We start from the raw sequence: 23007 nt of genomic DNA on the forward strand, positions 1-23007 counted from the left end.
TCATGCTTTAGGAAGCCGCTCGTCGAGGCGAAGCGTTACAGTTCAAGTGCGCTGCACCGACCGTTTTCGCAACCTGTAGCGGTTCACCGGTCACTCACGTTATCGGCAGCCGCGCCCCCGCCGGCCGCGCCCATGCGTCACTCTGGAGCAGCCGCAGGTACAAGCCTCCGCGGCAAAGCCCCTTCCTGAACACCAGCGCTGACGTTGGCGCCCCTTTAACCCAACAATTTGGGCCGCATAAATGTAACGCTTCTACACCTGGTGGGTAATTGATATGGGCGGCGTGACGAGTCTCGAGACGGTGGCTGCGGGCCGTTGTTTCCATCCTGCCGGAAGGGTAGCAATTCACCCATGGCCGAAGGCGATCTCATCCGCATTATCCCTCATCGCGGCGCAGACGATAACTGCGGAAGCTTCGAGGTGTGGTTCGCGGACGGACGGAAATCCGTCAGGTTTTATTGGGACAACCTTGTCTCACGCCGGTTGAGCCCCAACACCCTCACACGAGAGCAGGCCATCGAGAGAGCCACGGCGCTGGCGAGGGCTGAGATGGACAAGCTGGACAACTCAGAGTGAAGGCCGCCCTTGTTGCGAAGCTCCTCGCTGACGACCAAAGCGCGATGAGATTTAGTTGAATCGTCATCGCGCACCACTTTGCCAGATCTGCTCATTTCTTAGCCTTCAGCTACATGTGCATGTCGAAGACCGGCGGCCAAATTAGTCGCTCCAGGGGGATCGCCAGTGAGCCACCAAGGCGGATACGAGGAAGATGACCGCGGTCGCCAGTAGCACCACTTCGCCATTTCCCCGCCATGCGCCGATGATGCCTGCAACGGCGCTAAAGCTTACTACGATCCAAAATTCCGGCGTCTTGACGTTCATGGCTTTAGCGTTCCCTGATCGGTCCCGCGGCCTTACCGGGTTAAACGGGCGCGGGCGCGCGCCGCGCGCGGCTCACTTCTTCGTCTTCAACCCGAGTTCGACCGGCCGGCGGGGCGGCCGGGCAGGTCTTCCTGCTTGCGGCGCCGCGTGAGGGGGCTGGACCTGATCAGTGCAGCTCACCAGAAAAAGCTCGTGAAGTTGCCCAATCTCAAGCACGAATTGAAAATACGGGGCGACTATGGGCGATGTAGACCGCCAGCACATCAAGCAGAAAGGGAAGACGTGATACCCGTCAATAACGCAAATGGCGCGCCCGGAACGATTCGAACGTCCGACCCTCAGATTCGTAGTCTGATGCTCTATCCAGCTGAGCTACGGGCGCGTGTTTCGCATCTGTCTTGCGGGCAAAGGGCCCGCGGCCGTCCGGACCAAGAGATCGGACGGCGGCGAAAGCGGTCCCCCTCCTACCGGCTCCGGGTGCAAATGGCAAGGTCCGGATTTGCGGATTTGATGGGCATTTGTGCCGACATTCCGCGGCGCTTGCGGTAGCGGCGAACCCGAAAATCTCGGGCTTGCGGGTTCGATGCTGGCACATCGCCCTGGAATGACGGGAAAGGGCTGATCGGCTGTCGTCAAACTCGTGTCAGCCTTAGAGTGTTTTCGAGCGAAGTGGAGACCGGTTCGCGTGAAGAAAACGCGTCAAAACAAGAATCTAGAGCTCCGGTTCTGATTCAATCAGAACCGGAAATGCTCTAGGCCCGCGCCCGCTCGTTGCGAATGGACAAGAGTTCCACGGGGCGGTCGGGGATCACGATCCGGAAGGTGGCGCCGATGGTGCCCTCGACCAGATGGATGTCGCCGCCATGGGCGCGGATGAGCTCGGCGGCGATGGCAAGGCCGAGCCCGCTGCCGCCAGGGCGGCCGGAGGTCTGGAACGCCTCGAACAGATGCTCGCGGGTCTTCTGCGGCACGCCCGGGCCGGTATCGGAAACTTCCAGGATGGCGACCGCGCCCTCGCGGCGGCCAGAGACGCGGATCTGCATGCTTGAGCGGTCGCTGTTCGGATTGCTCTCCAGCGCCTGCGCCGCGTTGCGCACCAAGTTGAGCATCACGCGGAACAGCTGATCCGGATCGGCATCGGCGGCGAGCCCGCGCTCGATCGCGGTGATCCAGCTGATCGAGACGTCGTTGGCAAGCCCTGCGGTCTCGCGCACCTCGACCGCGATCGGCTCGATCGGGACCATGCGGCGATCGGGCGCAGCCTCCTGAGCGCGGCCATAGGACAAGGTCGACTGGCAGAACGCGATCGCCCGCTCCAGCGAGCGTACGAGTTTTGGCGCAAAGCGCTGTACACGCGGGTCAGGCACGCTCGCCAGCTGGTCGGAGATCAATTGCGCCGAGGCAAGCAGGTTGCGCAAATCATGATTGATCTTGGAAACGGCGAGCCCAAGTGCGGCGAGCCGGCTCTTCTGATGCAACATCGAGACGAGGTCGCGCTGCATGTCGGAGAGTTCGCGCTCGGCGACCCCGATCTCGTCGCTGCGCTGGCTCGGCACGATGATGCGCGCCGAGCTCTCCGGATTCTCGTGGAAATCGGCCAGGCTCGCGGTCAGGCGCCGCATCGGCCGCACGAACAGGAAATGCAAAGCGAGATAGACCAGCGCCGCGGTCAGCACCGCGATGATCAGCGACACCGCCAGGAGATTGCGGGAGAAGCGGAACATGGCCTGGCGCAGCGGCCGCTCGTCCGTCACCACCTCGATGAATTGCGCGTCGCTCGACGCAGGTCCGACGATGCGGATCACCTCGTGCCCGGTCTCGAACATCATCTCGAACGAGCCGGTGATCGCCTGCCACACCGTCATGTTGCGCACATCGATGTCATGGTCGATCGAGGGTGGCAGGTCGGCGCTGGCGAGCAGGCGGCGCTGCTGGCCGAGCTTGATCGCGACCGCGCGCGCCTGGATGCTTGTGAGGATTTGCCGCGCCAGCGAATCCGGCACCATGCCGAGCGGCGCGGCATCCAGCACCAGGGCCGCGGTGTTGGCCGCCGCCAGGCGGTCGTTCAGCCGGTTGGTCCAGAAATTGGCGATCGCAGGCACATAGATCAGCACTTCCGCAATCATCACCAGCGGAATGGTCAAAAGCAGTAATTTGCCCGACAGACCGAGCCGGCGCGGCGGTCTCGGCCGGGGCACTTCCGTGACCGGCTGGTCGGCAGTCGCTGACACCTGTGCTTGCCTTTAGTGCACCCTGGTGACCTGACCGGAGGATGCGATCCGCCCCCGGACCTGGTCAAATTACGGATCGCTAATGTCGTCAGGAGGCTGATTTAGTCATGATTCCCGTCGCACGCCATGCTCCAGCTGAAAAACCCCAAAAAAGCCAAAATATTCGCCCCATTTGCGACCTTTCACGCCGGCCACAACAATTGACGAAGCCGGGTCGCTCCCGTATAAGCCGCGCGAAATTGTCCGCGATGCCCTTGGCTTTACCGGGGCCGGCTCCATCGGGCCGGACGCGGCCCGTTTTGGGCCTGAAGCATCTGGACTTTCAAGCTCTCAACTCTTTCAGCGGCATCTCAAAAGGCAGATTGCCCGGTCAGCGGAGAACGACCCGTGAAGCGGACTTATCAACCCAGTAAACTGGTGCGCAAGCGCCGTCACGGCTTCCGCGCCCGTCTGGCCACCACCGGTGGCAAGAAGGTCCTGGCCGCGCGCCGTGCCCGCGGCCGCAAGCGCCTGAGCGCCTGATCTTAGGCTGTCCAGGGCGTTTCTCGCCGGAGACCCGATCATGGAGCGGCTAAGGCAGCGGGTGGACTTCCTCGCTGTGGCCGATGGCGCGCGGGTGGCCGCTCCGGCATTCACGCTGCAAAGCCGCCGCCGTGACGATGCCGGCCCTGTCAGGGTCGGCTTTACCGTAACCAAGAAAAACGGCACCGCCACCGAGCGGAACCGCATCCGGCGGCGCTTGCGCGAGTTGGTGCGTCGGCTCGATGTCATGGCGCTGCGGCCGCACAGTGACTATGTGCTAATCGGCCGCCGCGCCGCCCTTTCGCGCGACTTCAACACCATGCTCGACGATCTCGGCAACGCTCTGGGTCGTCTCGACCGGCAGAATGCCAAGCAGGATACCAGCGCACGACGCTAAGGCGCGCGCCTGACCAATCGGATTGGATGACGAGATTTTGACTGATGCTTGAAAATCGCAACACCATCATTGCCATCATCCTGTCCGGCATCGTGCTGATCGGCTGGCAATATTTCTACAACATCCCGCAGATGGAGCGGCAGCGCGCGCTCCAGCAGCAGCAGGCCGAACTTGCCAAGACGACCCAGCCGGCCCCAACGCCGGCCGCCTCGCCGACGGGACAGCCGCAGGCCGGCAATGCGCCAGCGGCAGCGCCCGCAGCAAGCGCCAATGCGCCGGTCGTCGGCCGCGACGAGGCGATCGAAGCCAGCCCGCGCATCAAGATAGAAACTCCGAGCGTGGTCGGCAGCATCGCGCTGAAGGGCGCGCGCATCGACGATTTGTCGCTGGTGAAATTCCGCGAGACGGTGGACCCGCATTCGCCGCCGATCGTGCTCTATTCGCCGTCCGGCACAGCTGCGCCCTATTACGCCGAGTTCGGTTGGGTTGGCACCGCCGGCACCAATGCGCGCCTGCCCGATCAGAGTACGGTGTGGCAGCAGGAGAACGGTGGCAGCCTGACGCCGTCCAATCCGGTGATCCTGAAATATGACAATGGCGAAGGCCTCACCTTCCACCGCACCATCTCGATCGACGACCGCTACCTCTTCACCATCAAGGACGAGGTCTCCAACGTCGGCAACGTGGCGGTCACGCTCTACCCTTACGCGCTGATCTCGCGCCACGGCACCCCGCAGGTCTCCGGCTACTACATCCTGCATGAGGGCCTGATCGGCTATCTCGGTGACGAGGGTCTGCAGCAATACACCTACAAGAAGATCGACGAAGCCAAGTCGGTCGGCTGGAAGGTCACCAACGGCTGGCTCGGCATCACCGACAAATACTGGGCCTCGGCGCTTCTGCCCGAGACCAATGCCCAGTTGCAGGCGCGCTTCTCGTCGAACGCAGTCGGCACCAACCACAACTACCAGACCGACTATATCGAGGACCCCAGGACGGTTGCGATCGGCGGCAGCGCCTCCGTGTCGACCCGGCTGTTTGCCGGCGCCAAGGAGGCGAGCGTGGTCGGCCTCAATTTCCCGATCCTCGGCTTCGGCGGCTATAACCGCGAGCTCGGCCTCAACCACTTCGATCTGTTGATCGACTGGGGCTACTTCTACTTCATCACCAAGCCGATGTTCCTGGCGCTCGACTTCTTCTATCGCCTGTTCGGCAATTTCGGCATCTCGATCCTGCTCGTGACGGTGATCGTGAAGCTCCTGTTCTTCCCGCTCGCCAACAAGTCCTACGCCTCGATGGCGAAGATGAAGTCGGTGCAGCCGCAGCTGCAGGCGCTGAAAGAGCGCTATCCCGACGACCGGGTGAAGCAGCAGCAGGAGATGATGGAGATCTACAAGAAGGAGAAGATCAACCCGATCGCCGGCTGTCTTCCCGTGGTGATCCAGATCCCCGTGTTCTTCTCGCTCTACAAGGTGCTGTTCGTCACCATCGAAATGCGCCACGCGCCGTTCTTTGGCTGGATCAAGGACCTCTCGGCGCCGGATCCGACCAACCTCTTCACCCTGTTCGGCCTCATTCCCGGAGACCCCACCCAGCTCCCGGTGTTCGGCCATTACCTCGCGCTCGGCATCTGGCCGATCATCATGGGCATCACGATGTGGTTCCAGATGAAGCTGAACCCGACGCCGCCGGACCCGACGCAGAAGATGATCTTCGACTGGATGCCGCTGATCTTCACCTTCATGCTCGCCGGCTTCCCCGCAGGTCTGGTGATCTACTGGGCCTGGAACAACACACTCTCGGTGCTCCAGCAGAGCTTCATCATGCGCCGCAACGGGGTGAAGGTAGAGCTGTTCGACAACATCCGCGGCACGTTCGCTTCCAAGAAGGCGACGTGACGCGCAGCGTCATTCCGGGGCACGCGAAGCGTGAACCCGGAATCTCGAGATTCCGGGTTCGATGCTGCGCATCGCCCCGGAATGAGAGAGGCAAATAACTCACAGGAAAGCTTCGCATGACCACCGAGCCCGATGCGGAGCTGATCGAAGCCGGGCGAAAGCTGTTCGCGGGCGACTGGCATTTTTCCTATGCTTCGCCCTCGATCGAGACGCTGCCGCCGATGGGCGCGGTCGAGATCGCCTTCGCCGGCCGTTCCAATGTCGGCAAGTCTTCCCTCATCAACGCGCTCACCGGGCGCAACAGCCTGGCGCGCACCTCGCACACGCCCGGCCGTACCCAGGAGCTGATCTTCTTCGAGGGGCCACCGACCGGCGGGCTTCGCCTGGTCGACATGCCCGGCTATGGCTATGCCCAGGCGCCGAAATCCAAGGTCGCGGCCTGGACGACGCTGATCCACAAATTCCTGCTCGGCCGCGCTTCGCTCGCGCGCGTCTATGTCCTGATCGATTCGCGGCACGGGCTGAAGGAAGTCGACACCGACATCCTGAAGACGCTGGACAAGTCCGCCGTGAGCTACCAGCTCGTCCTCACCAAGGCCGACCAGGTCAAGCCGGCCGAGCTCGCGGAGCGCATTGCGGAGACGAAGGCGGTGCTGGCAAAGCATCCGGCGGCCTTCCCCGACGTGCTCGCGACGTCCTCGCGTTCCAGCGACGGCATGCCGGAGCTGCGGGCAGCGATCATGCGGCTTCTGCAGGAACGCAGCTCTTGAGCAAGGTCGGTCGTATTCTTGTCATCCTGGCTGGCCTGATGGGCGCCGATGGCGTGATCCTGGCTGCGGTGGCGGCGCATGGCGGCGACTCTGCCCTGCTTACGCCCGCCTTCTCCATGTTGCTGTTTCACGCCAGCGCCGTGCTCGGCGTCGTGGCGCTCGCCGAACGCGGCCTCATCCATGGCAAGGTCGGCCTGGCCGCAGCCATCGGCTTTGTCGCGGCTGCATTTTTGTTCGCCGGCGACCTGACAATGCGGCACTTCGCCGGGCACAGCCTGTTTGCCTTCGCGGCGCCTGCCGGCGGCACGCTTCTCATCCTGAGCTGGCTTTTACTGGCGGTTTCGGCGGCCTGGCCGCGCTAAAGCGCGATGAGATCGGGCTGAAGCGTCATCGCGCTTCAGGTGCTTGATTGAGCATGATCTTTTCGGAAAATCGCTGCACACTTTTCCGGATCATGGGTCTCACCCGACACTTTGCGCTGGCCCCGCCAATCGGATAGAACCGCCCGGTTTCCCCGCATCCCGTCTGCAAGAGATTCGTTTCATGGCCGACGCGCCCCAAATCAGCCCGCTCGATCAGGCCCGCATCCTGTCGGAAGCGCTGCCCCACATGCAGCAATATGACGAAGAGACCATCGTCATTAAATACGGTGGTCATGCCATGGGCGCCGAGGACACCGCGCGCCAGTTCGCCCGCGACATCGTGCTCCTGGAGCAGACCGCGATCAATCCGGTGGTGGTGCATGGCGGCGGGCCGCAGATCGCGACCATGCTCAAGCGCCTCGGCATCCAGTCCGAGTTCGCCGCGGGCCTGCGCATCACGGATGCCGCGACCATCGAGATCGTCGAGATGGTGCTGGCCGGCTCGATCAACAAGCAGCTGGTCGGCTACATCAACGAAGCCGGCGGCAAGGCGGTCGGCCTCAGCGGCAAGGACGGCAACATGGTCACCGCGACCAAGGCCAACCGCACCGTCGTCGATCCGGGCTCGCATATCGAAAAGGTGGTCGATCTCGGCTTCGTCGGCGAACCGGAGAAGGTCGACCTGAAGCTGTTGAACCAGCTGATCGGCTATGAGCTGATCCCGGTGCTGGCGCCGCTTGCGACCTCGAGCACGGGCCAGACCTTCAACGTCAACGCCGACACCTTTGCTGGCGCCATCGCGGGTGCACTCAAGGCCAAGCGGCTCTTGCTGCTCACCGACGTGCCCGGCGTGCTCGACAAGTCGAAGAAGTTGATCCCCCAGCTCTCGATCAAGGAGGCGCGCAAGCTGATCGCCGACGGCACCATTTCCGGCGGCATGATCCCGAAGGTCGAGACCTGCATTTACGCGCTCGAACAGGGCGTCGAGGGCGTCGTCATCATCGACGGCAAGATGCAGCACGCCGTGCTGCTTGAGTTGTTTACAAACCAGGGCACCGGCACGCTGATCTACAAGTGATGGCGCGCGACCATCTCTCCTCGTCATGGAAGCGCGCATGGCTCGCGCTGCCGGCAGCGATCGTCTCCCTCTTCTCCTCCGCACCGGCTTTTGCAGACCTGAAGATCTGCAACCGCATGAGCTATGTCGTCGAGGCCGCGATCGGCATTGACGAGAAGGCGGCGACCGCGACCCGCGGGTGGTTTCGCATCGATCCGGCCGCCTGCCGCGTGGTGGTGCAAGGCACGCTCACCGCCGACCGCATCCTGCTCAATGCCCGCGCGCTCGGCGTCTATGGTGCTTCGCCCCTACCGCAGAGCGGCAGCGACACGCTGTGCGTGGCCCCGGGCAATTTCGTCATCGCCGCCGCCCGCGAATGCCGCTCGGGGCAGACGCCGGTGCCGTTCACGCAGGTAACGCCGACACAAACCGACGACGGCAATATGGTGGCCTATCTCGCCGAGGATTCCGAATATGACGACGAGCAGGCGCGGCTCGCCGGCATTCAGCGGTTGCTGCTGATCGCCGGCTACGACGCCGCCCCGATCGACGGCGTCGACGGGCCGAAGACGCAAGGAGCGCTCGCCTCTTTCCTCAAAAGCCACAACCTGCCCGCCGATGTGGTGCAGTCGCCGAACTTCTTCGCCACCATGATCGACGCGGTGCAGTCGCCATCGGCCACCGGACTGACCTGGTGCAACGACACGCCGCACAAGGTGATGGCGGCGGTTGCAACCGACGACGGCAAGAGCGTGGTCAGTCGCGGCTGGTACCGCGTCGATCCCGGCAAATGCCTGCACCCCGATATCGCAGGTCAGCCCAAGCAGGTCTACAGCTTCGCCGAAGCCGTCGATGCCGACAACCGCACCATCAAGCTCAAGGACAAGCCCTTGAGCTGGGGTGGGACGAAGGAGCTCTGCACCCGCGAGAGCAAGTTCGAGACCAACGAGCAGGGCGATTGCACAAGTCGCGGCTTTGCCGCGACCGGCTTCGCCGCGGTCGAGATGGCAAACGGCGGCAAGACCCTGCGCTTTGCGGTGCCATGATGATGCTTGCTGTCGTCCTGGCTTACGCCAGGACGACGAAATGAGAAAGTGATGCCTTCAAGTCAAACCACACCCCGCAGCTTCGATCATGTCGACACATGGGTGTTCGACCTCGACAACACGCTCTATCCACATCATGTCAATCTGTGGCAGCAGGTCGACAAGAGGATCAGCGAATATGTCAGCCGCTGGCTGAACATCCCGGAGCACGAGGCGCGCCTGCTGCAAAAGGATTATTACCAGCGCTTCGGCACCACCATGCGCGGAATGATGACGCTGCATGGCGTCAGCGCCGACGACTATCTCGCCTACGTCCACCAGATCGACCACTCGCCGCTCGAGCCCAATCCTGCGATGGGCGCGGCGATCGCACAACTGGCCGGCCGCAAGCTGATCCTGACCAACGGCTCGGTCGACCATGTCGGGAAGGTGTTGGAGCGGCTCGGCCTGAACGACCATTTCGACGGCGTATTCGACATCATCGCAGCCGATCTCGAGCCCAAGCCGGCGGCGCAGACCTATGAGCGGTTCCTGAAACAGCACGAGGTCGATCCGACTCGCGCCGCGATGTTCGAGGACCTCGCCCGCAACCTCGTTATCCCGCACCGGCTCGGCATGACCACGGTACTGGTGGTGCCCGACGGCACCAAGGAAGTGGTGCGCGAGGACTGGGAGCTGGAAGGCCGGGACGCCGCCCATGTGGATCATGTGACCGATGATCTGACCGGGTTTTTGCAAACGCTCTCTCGTCGCCCCGGCGAAGGCCAGCGCCCATAATCCCGGGGAGTGGTTTGGCGAAGGGTATGGTTCCCGGCCTTCGCCGCGACGACGTGGGGAGGGGATCATCGTCTCGCCACCATGATGACGTGCGGCTTGACTCTCACCCGCCAAATCCCGAAAAAGCTTCCCCTCCCCCTAAACGACCCAAGGGATAGCTCGCGATGTCTTTGTCCGCTCTCGAATCCACCATCAATGCCGCCTTTGAGGCGCGCGACGGCATTTCGACCGCGACCAAAGGTGAGGTGCGCGAGGCGGTTGATAGCGCGCTGGAGCTGCTCGACAAAGGCGAGGCGCGTGTCGCCGAGCGCGAGGCCGGCGGCAAGTGGAAGGTCAATCAGTGGCTGAAAAAGGCCGTGCTGCTGTCGTTCCGCCTCAACGACATGAGCGTGATTCCGGGCGGCCCGAGCAAGGCCTCCTGGTGGGACAAGGTGCCGTCGAAATTCGAGGGCTGGGGCGAGAACCGCTTTCGCGATGCGGGTTTTCGCGCCGTCCCCGGCGCCATCGTGCGCCGCTCGGCCTTCATCGCCAAGAACGTCGTGCTGATGCCCTCCTTCGTCAATCTCGGCGCCTATGTCGATGAAGCGACCATGGTCGACACCTGGTCAACCGTCGGCTCCTGCGCCCAGATCGGCAAGCGCGTGCACATTTCCGGCGGCGTGGGCATCGGCGGCGTGCTGGAGCCTTTGCAGGCCGAGCCCGTGATCGTCGAGGACGATTGCTTCATCGGCGCGCGCAGCGAGGTCGCCGAGGGCGTCATCGTGCGCAAGGGCGCGGTGCTGGCGATGGGCGTGTTCCTGGGTGCCTCGACCAAGATCGTCGACCGCGAGACCGGCGAGATTTTCGTCGGCGAGGTGCCGGAATACGCCGTGGTGGTGCCGGGCTCGCTGCCCGCCAAGCCGCTGAAAAACGGCCAGCCCGGCCCCGCGACCGCCTGCGCCGTCATCGTCAAACGTGTCGACGAACGCACCCGCGCCAAGACCAGCATCAACGAGCTGCTGCGCGATTAAAGACCACCATTCAACGCGTCGCCCCGAGGCACCGTCGCGCAGCGGCGGCCTCGAAGGGCGACGGCCCCGCCGCAGCCGGGCGTGCGGGACAGGCTGGAATCAGCAGAGCGAGATCGAATTCGCTGCAGCACAGAGGTAGCCCGCCGCCGTTGTCGCGTGTTAAGTCGGGGCATGACCGATGCTCTTTCGATCGTCCGCGATCTTATCCGCTGCCCTTCCGTAACCCCGCTTGACGCCGGTGCACTTGGCGTTCTCGAGACCCTGCTGAAAACCGCAGGCTTCGAGGTGCACCGCGTCACCTTCAGCGAGGCCGGCACGGCAGATGTCGACAATCTCTATGCGCGCATCGGCAACAGCGCACCGCACATCACCTTTGCCGGCCACACCGATGTGGTGCCGGCCGGCGATGAGAGCGCCTGGAGCCACGGCGCCTTCTCCGGCGATGTGAAGGACGGCTTCGTCTATGGCCGCGGCGCGGTCGACATGAAAGGCGGCATCGCCTGCAGCGTCGCAGCGGTGCTGGATTATCTGAGAGAGCACGGTGGCAAGGCCCGAGAAGACGACAAGGGCTCGATCTCCTTCCTCATCACCGGCGACGAGGAAGATGTTTCCATCAACGGCACCATCAAGCTGTTGCAATGGGCGGCCGCACGCGGGGAAAAGTTCGATCATTGCGTGCTGGGCGAGCCCTCCAACCAGGAGGTGATGGGCGACTGCATCAAGATCGGTCGCCGCGGCTCGCAATCGGGTACGCTGATCGTCGAGGGCGTGCAGGGCCATGTCGCCTATCCGCATCGCGCACAGAATCCGGTGCCGGATATTGCGCGGCTAATCGTGGCGATCTCCGACGAGCCGCTCGACCGCGGCAGCGCGCAGTTCCAGCCGTCCAATCTCGAATTCACCTCGGTCGATGTCGGCAACAGCGCCACCAACGTGATTCCGAGCCAGGCGCGCGCGAAATTCAACATCCGCTACAACGACCTGCACACGCAGGAGTCGCTGCGCAAGCTGGTGGAGGAACGGGTCGCAAAGGCCGCCGGCAACCGTGTCCGCGCCCGTATCGACTGGCTGCCGTCGAATTCCAACGTGTTCCTCACCAAGCCCGGCCCCTTCACCGATCTTGCCGTCGCCGCGATCGAGGAGGTGACGGGACGCAGGCCCGAGCTCTCCACCACCGGCGGCACCTCGGATGCACGCTTCATCGCGAGCCATTGCCCAGTGATCGAGTTCGGCCTGGTCGGCCAGACCATGCACCAGGTCGACGAGCGCGCGTCGGTGGCCGATATCGAGACGTTGACGAAGATCTATCGCGGGATACTGGAGAGGTATTTTGCGTGAGCGCCTCGCGAGCGGGGAGAGGCAAGAAGCGACGACGCGGCCAAATAACTTCAATACTCCACCCGGACCAGATACAACCCCTCCGGCGGCGCGACCGGGCCGCAGGCGGCGCGGTCGCGCGCGGCGAGTGCGGCAGCGAGATCGTCGGTGCTCCAGCGGCCTTCGCCGACCCAGACCAGCGAGCCCACCATCGAGCGTACCTGGCTGTGCAGGAACGAGCGCGCTGACGTCACAATGTTGATCGCATCGCCCTCGCGCGTGACGTCGAGCTGGTCGAGCGTCTTCTCCGGCGATTTCGCCTGGCACTCGGTGTCGCGGAAGGTGGTGAAATCGTGCTTGCCGATCAGGCGCTGCGCCGCCTCGTGCATTGCGGCCGCATCCAGCCGCCGCGGTACGCGCCAAACCCGGCCGATATCAAGCGCAAGATTGGCGCGCGTGTTCCTGATGCGATAGAGATAATGCCGCCTTGTCGCGGAGAAGCGTGCCTCGAACGTCTCAGGCACGATCTCGGCCTCGCGCACCGCAATCGGATGCGGGCGCAGATGCGCGTTCAACCCGTCGCGCAAACGGTCGGCTGCGAACGGCTTTGTGATATCGCAATGTGCGACCTGGCCCAACGCATGCACGCCAGCATCGGTCCGTCCCGCGCCGTGGACGCGGACCGACTCGCCGCACATCGCTTCCACCGCCGTCTCCAGCGCACCCTGCACGGAGAGCAGGTTATCCTGCAGCTGCCAGCCACAGAACGGCGCGCCGTCATATTCGATGGTAAGCTTGTAGCGGGGCATCAGGTGAACCGCGCGCCGTGCTTGAGCGGCGTGCCGTTCAAAAATTCAGCCGCTTTCATCGGCGCCTTGCCGGCGCGCTGCAGCTCGACGATGCGGATCGCGCCCTCGGCGCAGGCGATGGTGAGCTGGTCGTCGAGCACCTCGCCCGGCGCGCCGGTGCCATCAGCCAGTGTACAGCGCAGGATCTTGATCCGCGCCGGCTCGGCAGGCGTTTGCAACTCGCCCCAGGCGCCGGGAAATGGCGACAGGCCGTGGATGTGCCGCAGCACAGCGTGCGCGGGCCTGTTCCAGTCTATATGCGCCTCGGCCTTGTCGATCTTGGCTGCGTAGGTCACGCCGTCGCTCGGCTGCTTCGTCAGCTGCAATTGGCCCCGCTCGAGCGCGGCCATTGCGCGCACGGCAAGGTCAGCACCGAGCCGCGACAGACGGTCATGCAAGTCGGCCGCGGTCATGTCATCGGTGATGGCGACGCGCTCGGCCATGGCGACATCGCCAGTATCGAGCCCAACATCCATCTTCATCACCATGATGCCGGTCTCGGCGTCGCCGGCCATGATCGCGCGGTTGATCGGGGCTGCGCCACGCCAACGCGGCAGTAGCGAGGCATGCAGATTGTAGCAGCCGAGCGCCGGCGTATCGAGAATGGCCTGCCGCAGGATCATGCCATAGGCCACGACGACCGCCGCATCGGTCTTGTGCGCGCGAAATTGCTCGAGCGCTTCCGGCGTTTTCAGCGTCGACGGCGTGAACACGGGAATGCCAAGTCGTCGCGCCGCCTCTTCCACCGGTGTCGGCTGCAGCGTCAGCCCACGGCGCCCGGCCGGTTTCGGCGCGCGGGTATAGACCGCCGCGATATCGTGGCCGGCATTGGCCAGTTCCAGCAGTGTCGGCACCGAGAAATCCGGCGTGCCCATGAAGATCAGGCGAAGGGGCATCGAACGAGTACTCAACTGTTGTAGTCTCGCTCGTCATGGCCGGGCTTGTCCCGGCCATCCACGTCTGGCCACGAGAGAGAGGCACGTGGATGCCCGGGTCAAGCCCGGGCATGACGGCAGAAAGATTTCGCCGCTACTCCGCCGCGCGCTTGGCGGCCTTCTCGAATTTCTTCTGCACGCGGTCGCGCTTGAGTTTGGACAGATAGTCGATGAACAAGACGCCGTTGAGATGGTCGATCTCGTGCTGGATGCAGGTCGCGAACAGCCCTTCGGCGTCCTCCTCGTGCACCTTGCCGTCGAGATCGGTGTATCGCACGCGCACCTTCGCAGGCCGCTCGACCTCCTCGTAATATTCCGGGATCGACAGGCAGCCTTCCTCGTAAACGGACAGATCTTCCGACGAAGACAAGATTTCCGGATTGATGAAGACGCGGGGCTCGCGTTCGGTCTCGCCCTCCTCGCTCTTCTTGGCGAGGTCCATGGTGATGAGCCGCAGCGGCTCGGCAACCTGGATCGCGGCGAGCCCGATGCCAGGCGCGTCGTACATGGTCTCGAACATGTCGTCGACCAGCTTCCGGATTTCCGGCGTGATCTTATCGACAGGTTTGGACACGAGCCGGAGCCGCTTGTCCGGCAGGATGATGATTTCCTTGAGGGCCATGGGCCGCGATTTAGGCACTTCGCACGGAACGGTCAATCCGCAGAGGAAGGCGTTAACGCCCCGCTAACCACGAAATTTAAGGCCGCTTTAACCATAAAAATTCACCGCTCGTTAACGATAAACGTTCCCTCTTCGTTCGCTTCGACGCGCGAATCGGGTAGAGAGAGCGACATGAACCAGGTCCTTTTCATGATCGGCGACTGGCCGGTCCATGCCGGCGAGGCGCTGCTTGGCTTCGGCGCGCTCGTGCTGATCCTGCTCCTTTCCATCGTCATCGCGGTGGCACGGTCGGGCCGCCGCGGTACGGACCTCGCCCTCGAGCAGGCCATGCGTGCCGACGATCTCGAGCAGCGGCTCGCCGACATGATGCGCGCCCAGAGCGAGGCCAACGGCCGGGTGGACGCGATGGCGCAGGCGCTCGCGGGACGCCAGGCCGAGATGGCGCGCGCGGTCAATGAGCGGCTGGATTCGGTGACGCACCGCGTCGGCCAATCCATGGAGCAGACCACGCGCAACACCATGGATTCTCTTCGCGTGCTGCATGAGCGGCTCGGCATCATCGACGACGCGCAGAAGAACCTCTCCCATCTCAGCAACCAGGTCACGACCCTGCGCGACGTGCTCGCCAACAAGCAGTCCCGCGGCGCCTTCGGCCAGGCCCGGATGGAGGCGATCGTGCAGGACGGCCTGCCGAAGGGCTCCTACGAATTCCAGTACACCCTCACCAGCGGCAAGCGGCCGGATTGCGTGGTGTTCCTGCCCGACCAGCGTCCGCTCTGCATCGATGCCAAGTTTCCGCTGGAAGCGATGACCGCGCTGCATGACGCACGCTCGGACGAGGAGCGCAAGCTCGCCTCGCAACGGCTGCGCGGCGATGTCCTGAAACATGTCAGCGATATCGCCGAGAAATACCTGATTGCCGGCGAGACGCAGGACACCGCACTGATGTTCGTGCCGTCGGAATCTGTGTATGCCGAGATCCATGACGGCTTCGACGACGTGATCCAGAAGGCCTATCGCGCCCGCGTCGTGCTGGTGTCGCCCTCGCTGCTGATGCTGGCGATCCAGGTGATGCAACAGATCATGAAAGACGCCCGCATCCGCGACGCGGCCGACCAGATCCGCACCGAAGTGATCAACCTCGGCGACGATCTCGGCCGCCTGCGCGAGCGCGTGCTGAAGCTGCAGAAGCATTTTGGCGACGTAAACGAGGACATCAGGCAGATCCTGATCTCCGCCGACAAGATCGAAAAGCGCGCCGGCCGTATCGAGGAACTTGATTTCTCCAAGAGCGACGCCGCGCCCGAAGCGCCGCGGCTGGTGAAGACGGGAACGCCGGAACTGTTTCCAGTGCCGCGGAAGATTCAGGCGGGGGAATAAGCCACAAATTCAGCTGTCATCGCCCGGTTTGACCACGCGATCCAGTATTCCAGAGGCAGTGGATGGGAGCGCGCAGCTATTACGTCTACATCCTCGCCAGCAAGATCGGCGGCACGCTTTACATCGGCGTAACCAACGATCTCATGCGTCGCGTCGCGGAACATAGATTGAAGCTCGCTGAAGGCTTCACCAAACGTTACGACGTGGCGCGATTGGTCTACTTTGAATGTTTTGACGAAGTTGAGCAGGCGATCCATCGCGAAAAGCGGCTCAAAAAGTGGCGGCGCGCCTGGAAAATTTCGCTGATCGAAAAGAAAACCCGGATTGGAACGACCTTTATCCGGGCATTGCCGGTAGCCCATGACTTCAGTCTCTGGAATACTGGATCGCCCGGTCAAGCCGGGCGATGACAGCTTTTCAATGGTCGAACCAGTTCCGCATGACCGCACCCGAAATCGCGTCCGAGACCAACGCCCCCGCTGAGGCCGCCAAAACCTCCTGGCGCGAGAGCCTTGCCGTCTATCTGCAGCCGCGCGTGCTGATCGTGCTGTTCCTCGGCTTTTCCTCAGGACTGCCGCTGGCGCTGTCGGGCTCGACGCTTCTGGTGTGGATGCGGGAGGCCGGCGTCGATCTCGGCACCATTGGGCTGTTCGCACTGGTCGGCACGCCCTACACGCTCAAATTCATCTGGGCGCCGCTGGTCGATGCGCTGCATGTGCCGATGTTCACCAAAGCCTTCGGCCGGCGCCGCGGCTGGCTGTTGTTCTCGCAACTGCTGCTCATCATAACCATCCTGCTGCTTGCGATTGCCGACCCCGCGCGCTCGCCGGCGTATGTGGCGTTCGCGGCCCTGCTGGTCGCGACCGCCTCCTCGACCCAGGACATCGTGGTTGATGCCTTCCGGGTCGAGAGCTTGCCGGAAAGCGAGCAGGCCGCGGGCATGGCGTCCTATGTCGCGGCCTATCGCATCGGAATGCTGGTTTCGACCGCGGGCGCGCTATTCATCGTCTCCGGCTTCGAAGCAACGGGGCTCGCGCGCTCAGCCGCCTGGATGTGGGGCTATGCAGTGATGGCGGCGCTGGTCCTGACCGGCACGGTCACGGCGCTCCTCGCCACCGAGCCGGAACAGTCGCAGCAAGCGGACAGGGCAACCCGCACCGAGACCGCCTCAACCCGCGTGCTGCATGCCGCGATGGGCGCCTTCACGGAATTCCTCTCCCGCAAGGATGCCATTGCGGCACTCGCCTTCGTGGTGCTGTTCAAATTCACCGACGCCTTCTCCGGCACCATGACCGCGCCGTTCGTGATCGACATCGGCTTTTCACGCAACGACTATGCGGCGATCGTCAAGGGCGTCGGGCTGGCCGCGACGCTGATTGGCGGCTTCGCCGGCGGGTTCGTCGCGCGGCGCTATTCGCTCGCCGCGAGCCTGTTGATCGGCGGCTGCCTGCAGGCGCTCGCCAATCTTTCCTTCTCCTGGCTGGCGGTTGTCGGCACCAATCAATGGGCGCTGGCGCTAGCGATCACGGCAGAGAATTTCACCAGCGCGATCGGCACCGTGATCTTCGTCGCGTATCTCTCCGCGCTGTGCCAGAACCCGCTGCACACCGCGACCCAATATGCGCTGCTCACCGCGCTTGCCGCAGTTGGCCGCACCTATCTCTCCTCGGGCGCAGGCTTCGTCGCGAAGGCCGCAGGATGGCCACTGTTCTTCGTGATCTGCGTCGTGGTCGCCGTGCCGAGCCTGTTGCTGCTCGCCTGGCTTGATCGGCGTGGCCATTTTGCCGCTTTGGGGCCGGTGAAGGTCTAAAGCACGATCCGGAAATGTGTGTAGCGGTTTTCCGAAGAGATCATGCTCAATCAAGGACCTAAAGCGCGATGACGATTCAACCAAGTCTCATCGCGCTTTAGGGGCAACTGGCGACGGAGCAGCGTCACGATGACAATCACCATTACCGCCTTTGAACGATCACCCGATGGCGGCAAGGGATTGGCGCGTGATACGCGCGTTCGCTGGGCGCTCGAGGAAGTGGGCCAGCCCTACAAGGTTCGCCTGGTTTCGTTCCATGCGATGAAGGAGCCGGCGCATCTGGCGCTTCATCCTTTCGGTCAGATTCCGACCTATGAGGAAGGCGATCTCGCCCTGTTCGAGACGGGTGCGATCGTCTTCCATATCGCCGAGCGCCATGCGGGCCTGCTGCCGGATGATGCCAATGCCCGCGCTCGCGCGATCACCTGGATGTTTGCCGCGGTCAACACGGTAGAGCCGCCGATCATTGAACTTGGCACGGCCAGGCTTTTGGAGGGCGACAAGCCTTGGAACAAGGAGCGCCTGCCTCTGGTCGAGGATCGTGTCCGTGGCCGGCTGCACCAGCTTTCCGCTCGCTTGAGCGATGCCGATTGGCTCGATGGTGCGTTCAGCGCGGGCGACCTGATGATGGTGTCGGTGCTGCTCAGGCTGAAATCATCCGGCATTCTGGACGAATTTTCGAACCTAACCGCCTATCTCGCTCGCGGCGAAGCGCGGCCTGCCTATAAGCGGGCTTTCGCCGCTCAATTGGCGGTCAACACCGGTAAGCCGACGACCGAGTGATGAGGTCCGTCCTGGGCTCGAAGTCGTCATCCGAGTTTTTCGTTCAGTTTATGGGTCGTCACTCTGGTTTTCGGTGGTCGTCACCCGAAAGGCGGGTGATCCAGTATTCGAGGGGCGTTCGGGAGATTCGGAATAGCCGCGGCTTACCGGATCGTCTCGTCGAGCCGGACGATGACATCCTGCTCAGGGATCACCGGCTCATCAATGCCTCACCAGACTCCACTTCGTGATCACCGCCTCGCTCATCTGCCCGGCATCCTCGGCACAGGTGACCTCGTCGACCTTGACCGAGATTTCCTTGCCGACCAGCGATTTCAACTGGTTGGTCTGCGCATTGCTGCTGACGATGAGCTGAAAGGTCTCAGGTCCCGTCTCGAGGTTGCAGAGCCCGCTCGGCGGCGGCAGCCGGCGCGGCTCTGTGGTGATCTGATAGGTCGCGATGCGCCTACCCTGCTGCTTGGGATCGCGTACCCGCAAACTATTGAGTTCGCCCGACAGCACGTCGCCGGCATTGATCGGCTTGCCGGCTTTCAGCGGCGCATTGTCCGGCCGAGCCTCCTCTTGTGCTGGCTCTGGTCCCTGGGCCCGGCCTGCGGAGGCCGGGAAGCTCGCCAGCAAAATGGACGCAAAGACCAAGCCCATGGCGAATCGTCGTTTCGTCATTCGTCGGAATTCCCAGTGTTTGGCTAGAACAAGGTGCGCTGGCGCATCGCGGCTGATAGCGTACCTTCGTCGAGATAATCAAGCTCGCCGCCTACAGGCACGCCGTGAGCAAGGCGCGTCACCCTGACATTGGCGTCCTGCAGGAGGTCGGTGATGTAGTGAGCGGTGGTCTGCCCATCCACGGTTGCATTCAGCGCGAGGATGACCTCGCTCACCTCGGCCTCGTGCGCGCGCTTGACCAGCGCATCGATGGTGAGGTCCTGGGGACCTACGCCATCGAGCGGCGACAGCGTGCCGCCCAACACATGGTAGCGCCCATTGGTCGCGGTCGCCCGCTCCAGCGCCCAGAGATCGGCGACATCGGCAACCACCACGATGATCGCGCCGTCGCGGCGCGGATCGGTGCAGACCGTGCAGGGATTTTGCGTGTCGATATTGCCGCAGGTCTTGCAGACCTGGATCTTGTCGATCGCGACCTGAAGAGCGCTCGCCAACGGCGTCATCAACGCCTCGCGCTTCTTGATCAGATGCAGCGCCGCGCGCCGCGCGGAGCGGGGACCGAGCCCCGGCAGGCGGGCCAGAAGCTGGATCAGGCGCTCAATCTCGGGACCGGCAACGGCAGCAGGCATTGTGTTACGAACCGAACCCCAGAAAGCCCGGCGGTAGCCCGAGTCCGCCCGTAAGCGACTGCATTTTCTCCTGCATCGCCGTCTCCGCCTTGCGTCGCGCATCGGCATGCGCAGTCACCAGGAGGTCCTCCAGGATTTCGACCTCTTCCGGCTTCAGCAGCGAGGGATCAATCTTCACACCCTTCACTTCCATCTTTGCGGTCATGCGCACGGCAACCAGCCCACCGCCGGCGAGCCCCTCGACCTCGACATTACCGAGCTCTTCCTGCATCGCCTGCATCTTGGACTGCAGCTGCGCCGCCTGTTTCATCATGCCGAGAAAATCGGGCATCGGTGCCTTCCTTCTGGAGATCAATCGTCAAGGTCGGCGGCATCCTCGCCGCCGAATTCGTCGCCCAAGTCGCCTGCGCCGATATCGGCTTCCGGCGCCTCGGCGGCAAGCTTGCGCACCTCGATAATGCGCGTGCCCGGAAAACGTGCCAGCACTTCCTGCACGCGCGGGTCGGCTTCGGCGGTACGCTCGCGCTCGTTCTTCTTGACCAGGTTCTGCTCGCGCAGCGTCGCCTGTCCGGCCTCGTTGGAGACAACGACCGTCCAGCGCCGACCTGTCCATAGCTCGAGCTTGCGCGACAGCTCGGTCACCATGGTGCGCGAGGCGTTCGGTTCCAGCGCAACTTCCAGCCGGCCGTCCTCGATGCGGACGAGGCGAACGTCGGCTTCCAGTGCCGCCTTGGTCAGGAGATCGCGCTTCTCGCCGGCCAGCGCGACCAGCTGCGGAAAGCTGGTGATTCTCAGCGCCGGCGCAGCTTGCGGTTCCGGTGCAGCCATCTGCGGTTGCGTGCGAGCCGCGGCTTCCGGCCGCGGCACCGCCGGTGCGCGCGCCGCGGAAGCGGATATTGAGGAAATGGTCGATGCCGGGCCGCCCCGCGGGGCCGCGCCCGCCGCAATCGTAGCCGACGCTCCGCCATTCTGCTCGATCATCCGGATCGCCTCATCCGGCGTCGGCAGGTCGGCGACATAGGCGATCCGCACCAGCACCATTTCGGCGGCGGCAGCCGGACGCGTCGCGGCCTGCGTCTCGGCGATGCCCTTGAGCAGCATCTGCCACGTCCGCGACAGCACCCGCATCGACAGCTTGGTCGCGAAGTCGCGGGCGCGCAGCCGCTCGGTCTCGCTGTAGGCGACGTTGTCGGCGGTCGCCGGCACGATTTTGACGCGGGTGACGAAATTCACGAACTCGGCGAGATCGGACAGCACCACGATCGGGTCGGCGCCGGTGTCATACTGCTCGCGGAACTCACGGAACGCGCCGGCGATGTCGCCGCGCACCAGCGAATCGAAGAGATCGATCACCCGCGTGCGGTCGGCGAGCCCCAACATTTGCCGCACCGCGTCGGCGCGCACTTCGCCGGCCGCATGCGCAATTGCCTGGTCGAGCAGCGACAGCGAATCACGCACCGAGCCTTCGGCGGCGCGCGCGATGATGCCGAGCGCTTCCGGCTCGATCGCCACGCCTTCCTTGGTCGCGATATTGGAAAGATGCTTCATCAGCACATCCGCTTCCACCCGGCGTAGATCAAAGCGCTGGCAGCGCGACAACACCGTAACAGGGACCTTGCGGATTTCGGTGGTGGCGAAGACGAATTTGGCGTGCTCCGGCGGTTCCTCCAGCGTTTTCAGGAACGCGTTGAAGGCTGCGGTCGACAGCATATGGACTTCGTCGATGATGTAGACCTTGTAGCGCGCGCTCGCCGGCGCATAGCGCACGCTATCGTTGATCTGCCTGACATCGTCGACGCCGGTATGGGACGCGGCGTCCATCTCCAGCACGTCCATGTGCCGGCTTTCCATGATCGCCTGGCAGTGCACGCCCAGCCCGGGCATGTCGATGGTCGGCCCCTTCACCGAGCCGTCCGGCAGCTCATAATTGAGCGCACGCGCCAAGATGCGGGCGGTGGTGGTCTTGCCGACCCCGCGCACCCCGGTCAGGATCCAGGCTTGGGGAATGCGCCCGGTTTCAAACGCGTTGGAAACGGTCCGAACCACGGCATCCTGGCCGATCAGGTCGGCAAAGTTGGACGGGCGGTATTTCCGCGCCAGAACCCGATAGGGCTTTGCGCCGCCCTCTGGCATGCCCAGGTCGAGGCTGCCGGATACGGCGCTATCGGGCTTTATGGGAGGGGGGCCAGCGTCGGTCATCGATCGATCCGCAAATGAAGTCTTTCGGCCGGCTTCGATCGGCTGGCTGGCGCGCGGTCGCCGATGAAGTCATTGGCAACCGACCCGCCAAAACGCGAATGCGGGCGAAAGATCGTCCTTCTTTGCGCGATTCGCTTGACAAAAGTAGGTAGGAGACTGACGAGCGACCCGATCCGGACCTCGTTAGGGCTGCTTCCTTCCGGACCTGACCCGGTTGGCGAGTGGCTCGTCCACCGCCAATCTCCCGGCCTCTATTTGGGGCCAAAAGGGTCAGAAAGCAAGCGGGGTATCGGCTGTCACACGCCGCGAAAGCGAGGTATCCAGTAAACGCTGGCCTGGCCTCCAAATCGATAGGCCGCCGGCTACTGGATCATCCGCTTTCGCGGACGATGACAGCTTGATATGAAACCTCGTCAGTGCCCCCACGATGGGCATTTGGAACCCTCATGCCCGAATCCGCCTGGTCGCTGCATCCCCAGCTCAAGAAGGACACCATCGACATCGGCGACCTACCGCTGTGCCGGGTGCTTGTCATCAAGGACGCCAATTACCCCTGGCTGCTGCTGGTGCCGCGGCGCGAGGAGGCGGTTGAGATCATCGACCTCTCGGAAGTCGAACAAGCACAGCTGATGACCGAGACCTCGCGCGTGGCGCGCGCGCTGAAAGAGGTCACAAAATGCGACAAGCTCAACATCGCCGCGCTGGGTAATGCCGTGCCGCAGCTGCATGTGCACGTCATCGCGCGCCGCAAGACCGACGCTGCATGGCCGCGCCCGGTCTGGGGCGCGGCGCCGCCGCTCGAGCACGACGCCCAGGAAGTACAACATTTCATCAGCGCATTGCGCCGCAAGATCTGGTTGGGTTGAATA

Annotated in this window: 24 protein-coding genes, 1 tRNA gene, 1 other RNA gene and 1 pseudogene; 16 read left to right on the plus strand and 11 right to left on the minus strand. The window is 63.6% G+C overall.

Translation table 11 applies throughout. The features are described 5' to 3' along the window. Nucleotides 1–351: 351 nt before the first annotated feature. Nucleotides 352–576 (plus strand): hypothetical protein, encoded by a 225-nt coding sequence (locus A3AI_RS0111875; RefSeq protein ID WP_024515783.1) that lies wholly within the window; start codon nucleotides 352–354, stop codon nucleotides 574–576. 141 nt (nucleotides 577–717) lie between these two features. Here the strand turns inward: A3AI_RS0111875 and A3AI_RS47465 are convergent, their stop codons facing one another. The 3 genes from A3AI_RS47465 to A3AI_RS0111890 form a co-directional block, all read right to left on the minus strand. Beyond that, nucleotides 718–882, minus strand: coding sequence for a hypothetical protein (locus tag A3AI_RS47465; protein WP_156927738.1), 165 nt, complete (start codon nucleotides 880–882; stop codon nucleotides 718–720). A gap of 305 nt (nucleotides 883–1187) precedes the next feature. Continuing rightward, a tRNA-Arg gene (locus tag A3AI_RS0111885) sits at nucleotides 1188–1264 on the minus strand. A 370-nt stretch (nucleotides 1265–1634) separates the two neighbouring features. Beyond that, nucleotides 1635–3113, minus strand: coding sequence for an ATP-binding protein (locus A3AI_RS0111890; protein WP_024515784.1), 1479 nt, complete (start codon nucleotides 3111–3113; stop codon nucleotides 1635–1637). Nucleotides 3114–3500: 387 nt separating this feature from the next. Between A3AI_RS0111890 and rpmH the strand changes: the two genes are divergently transcribed. The 10 genes from rpmH (at nucleotide 3501) to dapE (ending at nucleotide 12290) form a co-directional block, all read left to right on the plus strand. Beyond that, nucleotides 3501–3635, plus strand: a complete 135-nt coding sequence (gene rpmH / locus A3AI_RS0111895; protein WP_024509263.1) for a 50S ribosomal protein L34 — start codon at nucleotides 3501–3503, stop codon at nucleotides 3633–3635. A gap of 40 nt (nucleotides 3636–3675) precedes the next feature. Beyond that, the gene (gene rnpA, locus A3AI_RS0111900; RefSeq protein ID WP_024515785.1) at nucleotides 3676–4032 is read left to right on the plus strand and encodes a ribonuclease P protein component; all 357 of its coding nucleotides are present in this window, start codon (nucleotides 3676–3678) and stop codon (nucleotides 4030–4032) included. A 44-nt stretch (nucleotides 4033–4076) separates the two neighbouring features. Beyond that, nucleotides 4077–5930 carry a membrane protein insertase YidC gene (gene yidC, locus A3AI_RS0111905; protein WP_024515786.1) on the plus strand — a complete coding sequence of 618 codons (1854 nt, stop codon included), beginning with the start codon at nucleotides 4077–4079 and terminating at the stop codon, nucleotides 5928–5930. A gap of 116 nt (nucleotides 5931–6046) precedes the next feature. Next, entirely contained in the window at nucleotides 6047–6700 is a 654-nt protein-coding gene (gene yihA, locus A3AI_RS0111910; protein WP_024515787.1) for a ribosome biogenesis GTP-binding protein YihA/YsxC, read from the plus strand. Then, nucleotides 6697–7062, plus strand: a complete 366-nt coding sequence (locus A3AI_RS0111915; RefSeq protein ID WP_024515788.1) for a DUF423 domain-containing protein — start codon at nucleotides 6697–6699, stop codon at nucleotides 7060–7062. Before yihA ends, A3AI_RS0111915 begins: the two co-directional genes overlap by 4 nt. Nucleotides 7063–7243: 181 nt before the next feature. Further along, nucleotides 7244–8140, plus strand: coding sequence for an acetylglutamate kinase (gene argB, locus A3AI_RS0111920; protein WP_024515789.1), 897 nt, complete (start codon nucleotides 7244–7246; stop codon nucleotides 8138–8140). Beyond that, a complete protein-coding gene (locus tag A3AI_RS0111925; RefSeq protein ID WP_024515790.1) occupies nucleotides 8140–9165 on the plus strand; it encodes a DUF1036 domain-containing protein in 1026 nt (341 codons plus the stop codon). The genes argB and A3AI_RS0111925 overlap by 1 nt, the downstream gene beginning before the upstream one ends. A 51-nt stretch (nucleotides 9166–9216) precedes the next feature. After that, complete coding sequence (locus A3AI_RS0111930; RefSeq protein ID WP_024515791.1) at nucleotides 9217–9942, plus strand: pyrimidine 5'-nucleotidase; 726 nt, start codon at nucleotides 9217–9219, stop codon at nucleotides 9940–9942. Nucleotides 9943–10106: 164 nt separating this feature from the next. Then, nucleotides 10107–10952 (plus strand): 2,3,4,5-tetrahydropyridine-2,6-dicarboxylate N-succinyltransferase, encoded by an 846-nt coding sequence (gene dapD, locus A3AI_RS0111935; protein ID WP_024515792.1) that lies wholly within the window; start codon nucleotides 10107–10109, stop codon nucleotides 10950–10952. Nucleotides 10953–11123: 171 nt separating this feature from the next. Beyond that, nucleotides 11124–12290: a succinyl-diaminopimelate desuccinylase gene (gene dapE / locus A3AI_RS0111940; RefSeq protein ID WP_024515793.1), complete on the plus strand. Its 1167-nt coding sequence runs from the start codon at nucleotides 11124–11126 to the stop codon at nucleotides 12288–12290. A 50-nt stretch (nucleotides 12291–12340) separates the two neighbouring features. On the opposite strand, the gene truA is transcribed toward dapE, so the two are convergent. The 3 genes from truA to def form a co-directional block, all read right to left on the minus strand. Next, nucleotides 12341–13078 carry a tRNA pseudouridine(38-40) synthase TruA gene (gene truA, locus A3AI_RS0111945; protein WP_024515794.1) on the minus strand — a complete coding sequence of 246 codons (738 nt, stop codon included), beginning with the start codon at nucleotides 13076–13078 and terminating at the stop codon, nucleotides 12341–12343. Further along, nucleotides 13078–14013 carry a methionyl-tRNA formyltransferase gene (gene fmt / locus A3AI_RS0111950; RefSeq protein ID WP_024515795.1) on the minus strand — a complete coding sequence of 312 codons (936 nt, stop codon included), beginning with the start codon at nucleotides 14011–14013 and terminating at the stop codon, nucleotides 13078–13080. Before fmt ends, truA begins: the two co-directional genes overlap by 1 nt. A gap of 133 nt (nucleotides 14014–14146) precedes the next feature. Continuing rightward, the gene (gene def / locus A3AI_RS0111955; protein WP_024515796.1) at nucleotides 14147–14674 is read right to left on the minus strand and encodes a peptide deformylase; all 528 of its coding nucleotides are present in this window, start codon (nucleotides 14672–14674) and stop codon (nucleotides 14147–14149) included. A gap of 171 nt (nucleotides 14675–14845) precedes the next feature. Between def and A3AI_RS0111960 the strand changes: the two genes are divergently transcribed. From A3AI_RS0111960 to A3AI_RS0111975, 4 genes and pseudogenes are all read left to right on the plus strand, one after another. Beyond that, on the plus strand, nucleotides 14846–16054 hold the full coding sequence (locus A3AI_RS0111960) for a DNA recombination protein RmuC (protein ID WP_024515797.1): 1209 nt from the start codon (nucleotides 14846–14848) through the stop codon (nucleotides 16052–16054). A gap of 62 nt (nucleotides 16055–16116) precedes the next feature. Then, nucleotides 16117–16418: pseudogene (locus tag A3AI_RS42590) on the plus strand (GIY-YIG nuclease family protein). Between the two features lie 75 nt (nucleotides 16419–16493). After that, nucleotides 16494–17864: an AmpG family muropeptide MFS transporter gene (locus tag A3AI_RS0111970; RefSeq protein ID WP_024515798.1), complete on the plus strand. Its 1371-nt coding sequence runs from the start codon at nucleotides 16494–16496 to the stop codon at nucleotides 17862–17864. Nucleotides 17865–17993: 129 nt separating this feature from the next. Then, nucleotides 17994–18647, plus strand: coding sequence for a glutathione S-transferase family protein (locus A3AI_RS0111975; RefSeq protein WP_024515799.1), 654 nt, complete (start codon nucleotides 17994–17996; stop codon nucleotides 18645–18647). A 201-nt stretch (nucleotides 18648–18848) separates the two neighbouring features. Here A3AI_RS0111975 and A3AI_RS0111980 read toward each other — a convergent pair whose 3' ends face one another. The 5 genes from A3AI_RS0111980 to ffs all read right to left on the minus strand — a co-directional run bounded on the left by A3AI_RS0111980 (nucleotide 18849) and on the right by ffs (nucleotide 22383). After that, nucleotides 18849–19310 (minus strand): hypothetical protein, encoded by a 462-nt coding sequence (locus tag A3AI_RS0111980; RefSeq protein WP_024515800.1) that lies wholly within the window; start codon nucleotides 19308–19310, stop codon nucleotides 18849–18851. A 23-nt stretch (nucleotides 19311–19333) separates the two neighbouring features. Next, nucleotides 19334–19939, minus strand: a complete 606-nt coding sequence (gene recR / locus A3AI_RS0111985; protein WP_024515801.1) for a recombination mediator RecR — start codon at nucleotides 19937–19939, stop codon at nucleotides 19334–19336. A gap of 4 nt (nucleotides 19940–19943) precedes the next feature. Beyond that, nucleotides 19944–20270 carry a YbaB/EbfC family nucleoid-associated protein gene (locus tag A3AI_RS0111990; RefSeq protein WP_024515802.1) on the minus strand — a complete coding sequence of 109 codons (327 nt, stop codon included), beginning with the start codon at nucleotides 20268–20270 and terminating at the stop codon, nucleotides 19944–19946. 20 nt (nucleotides 20271–20290) lie between these two features. Further along, nucleotides 20291–22138, minus strand: coding sequence for a DNA polymerase III subunit gamma/tau (locus tag A3AI_RS0111995; protein WP_024515803.1), 1848 nt, complete (start codon nucleotides 22136–22138; stop codon nucleotides 20291–20293). Nucleotides 22139–22286: 148 nt separating this feature from the next. Further along, nucleotides 22287–22383: signal recognition particle sRNA small type (gene ffs, locus A3AI_RS45765), an RNA gene on the minus strand. A gap of 201 nt (nucleotides 22384–22584) precedes the next feature. Between ffs and A3AI_RS0112000 the strand changes: the two genes are divergently transcribed. Continuing rightward, a complete protein-coding gene (locus A3AI_RS0112000) occupies nucleotides 22585–23004 on the plus strand; it encodes an HIT domain-containing protein (RefSeq protein WP_024515804.1) in 420 nt (139 codons plus the stop codon). The last annotated feature ends 3 nt before the right edge of the window (nucleotides 23005–23007 follow it).

The organism is Bradyrhizobium sp. Tv2a-2 (genome assembly GCF_000472425.1).
GTDB lineage: Bacteria > Pseudomonadota > Alphaproteobacteria > Rhizobiales > Xanthobacteraceae > Bradyrhizobium.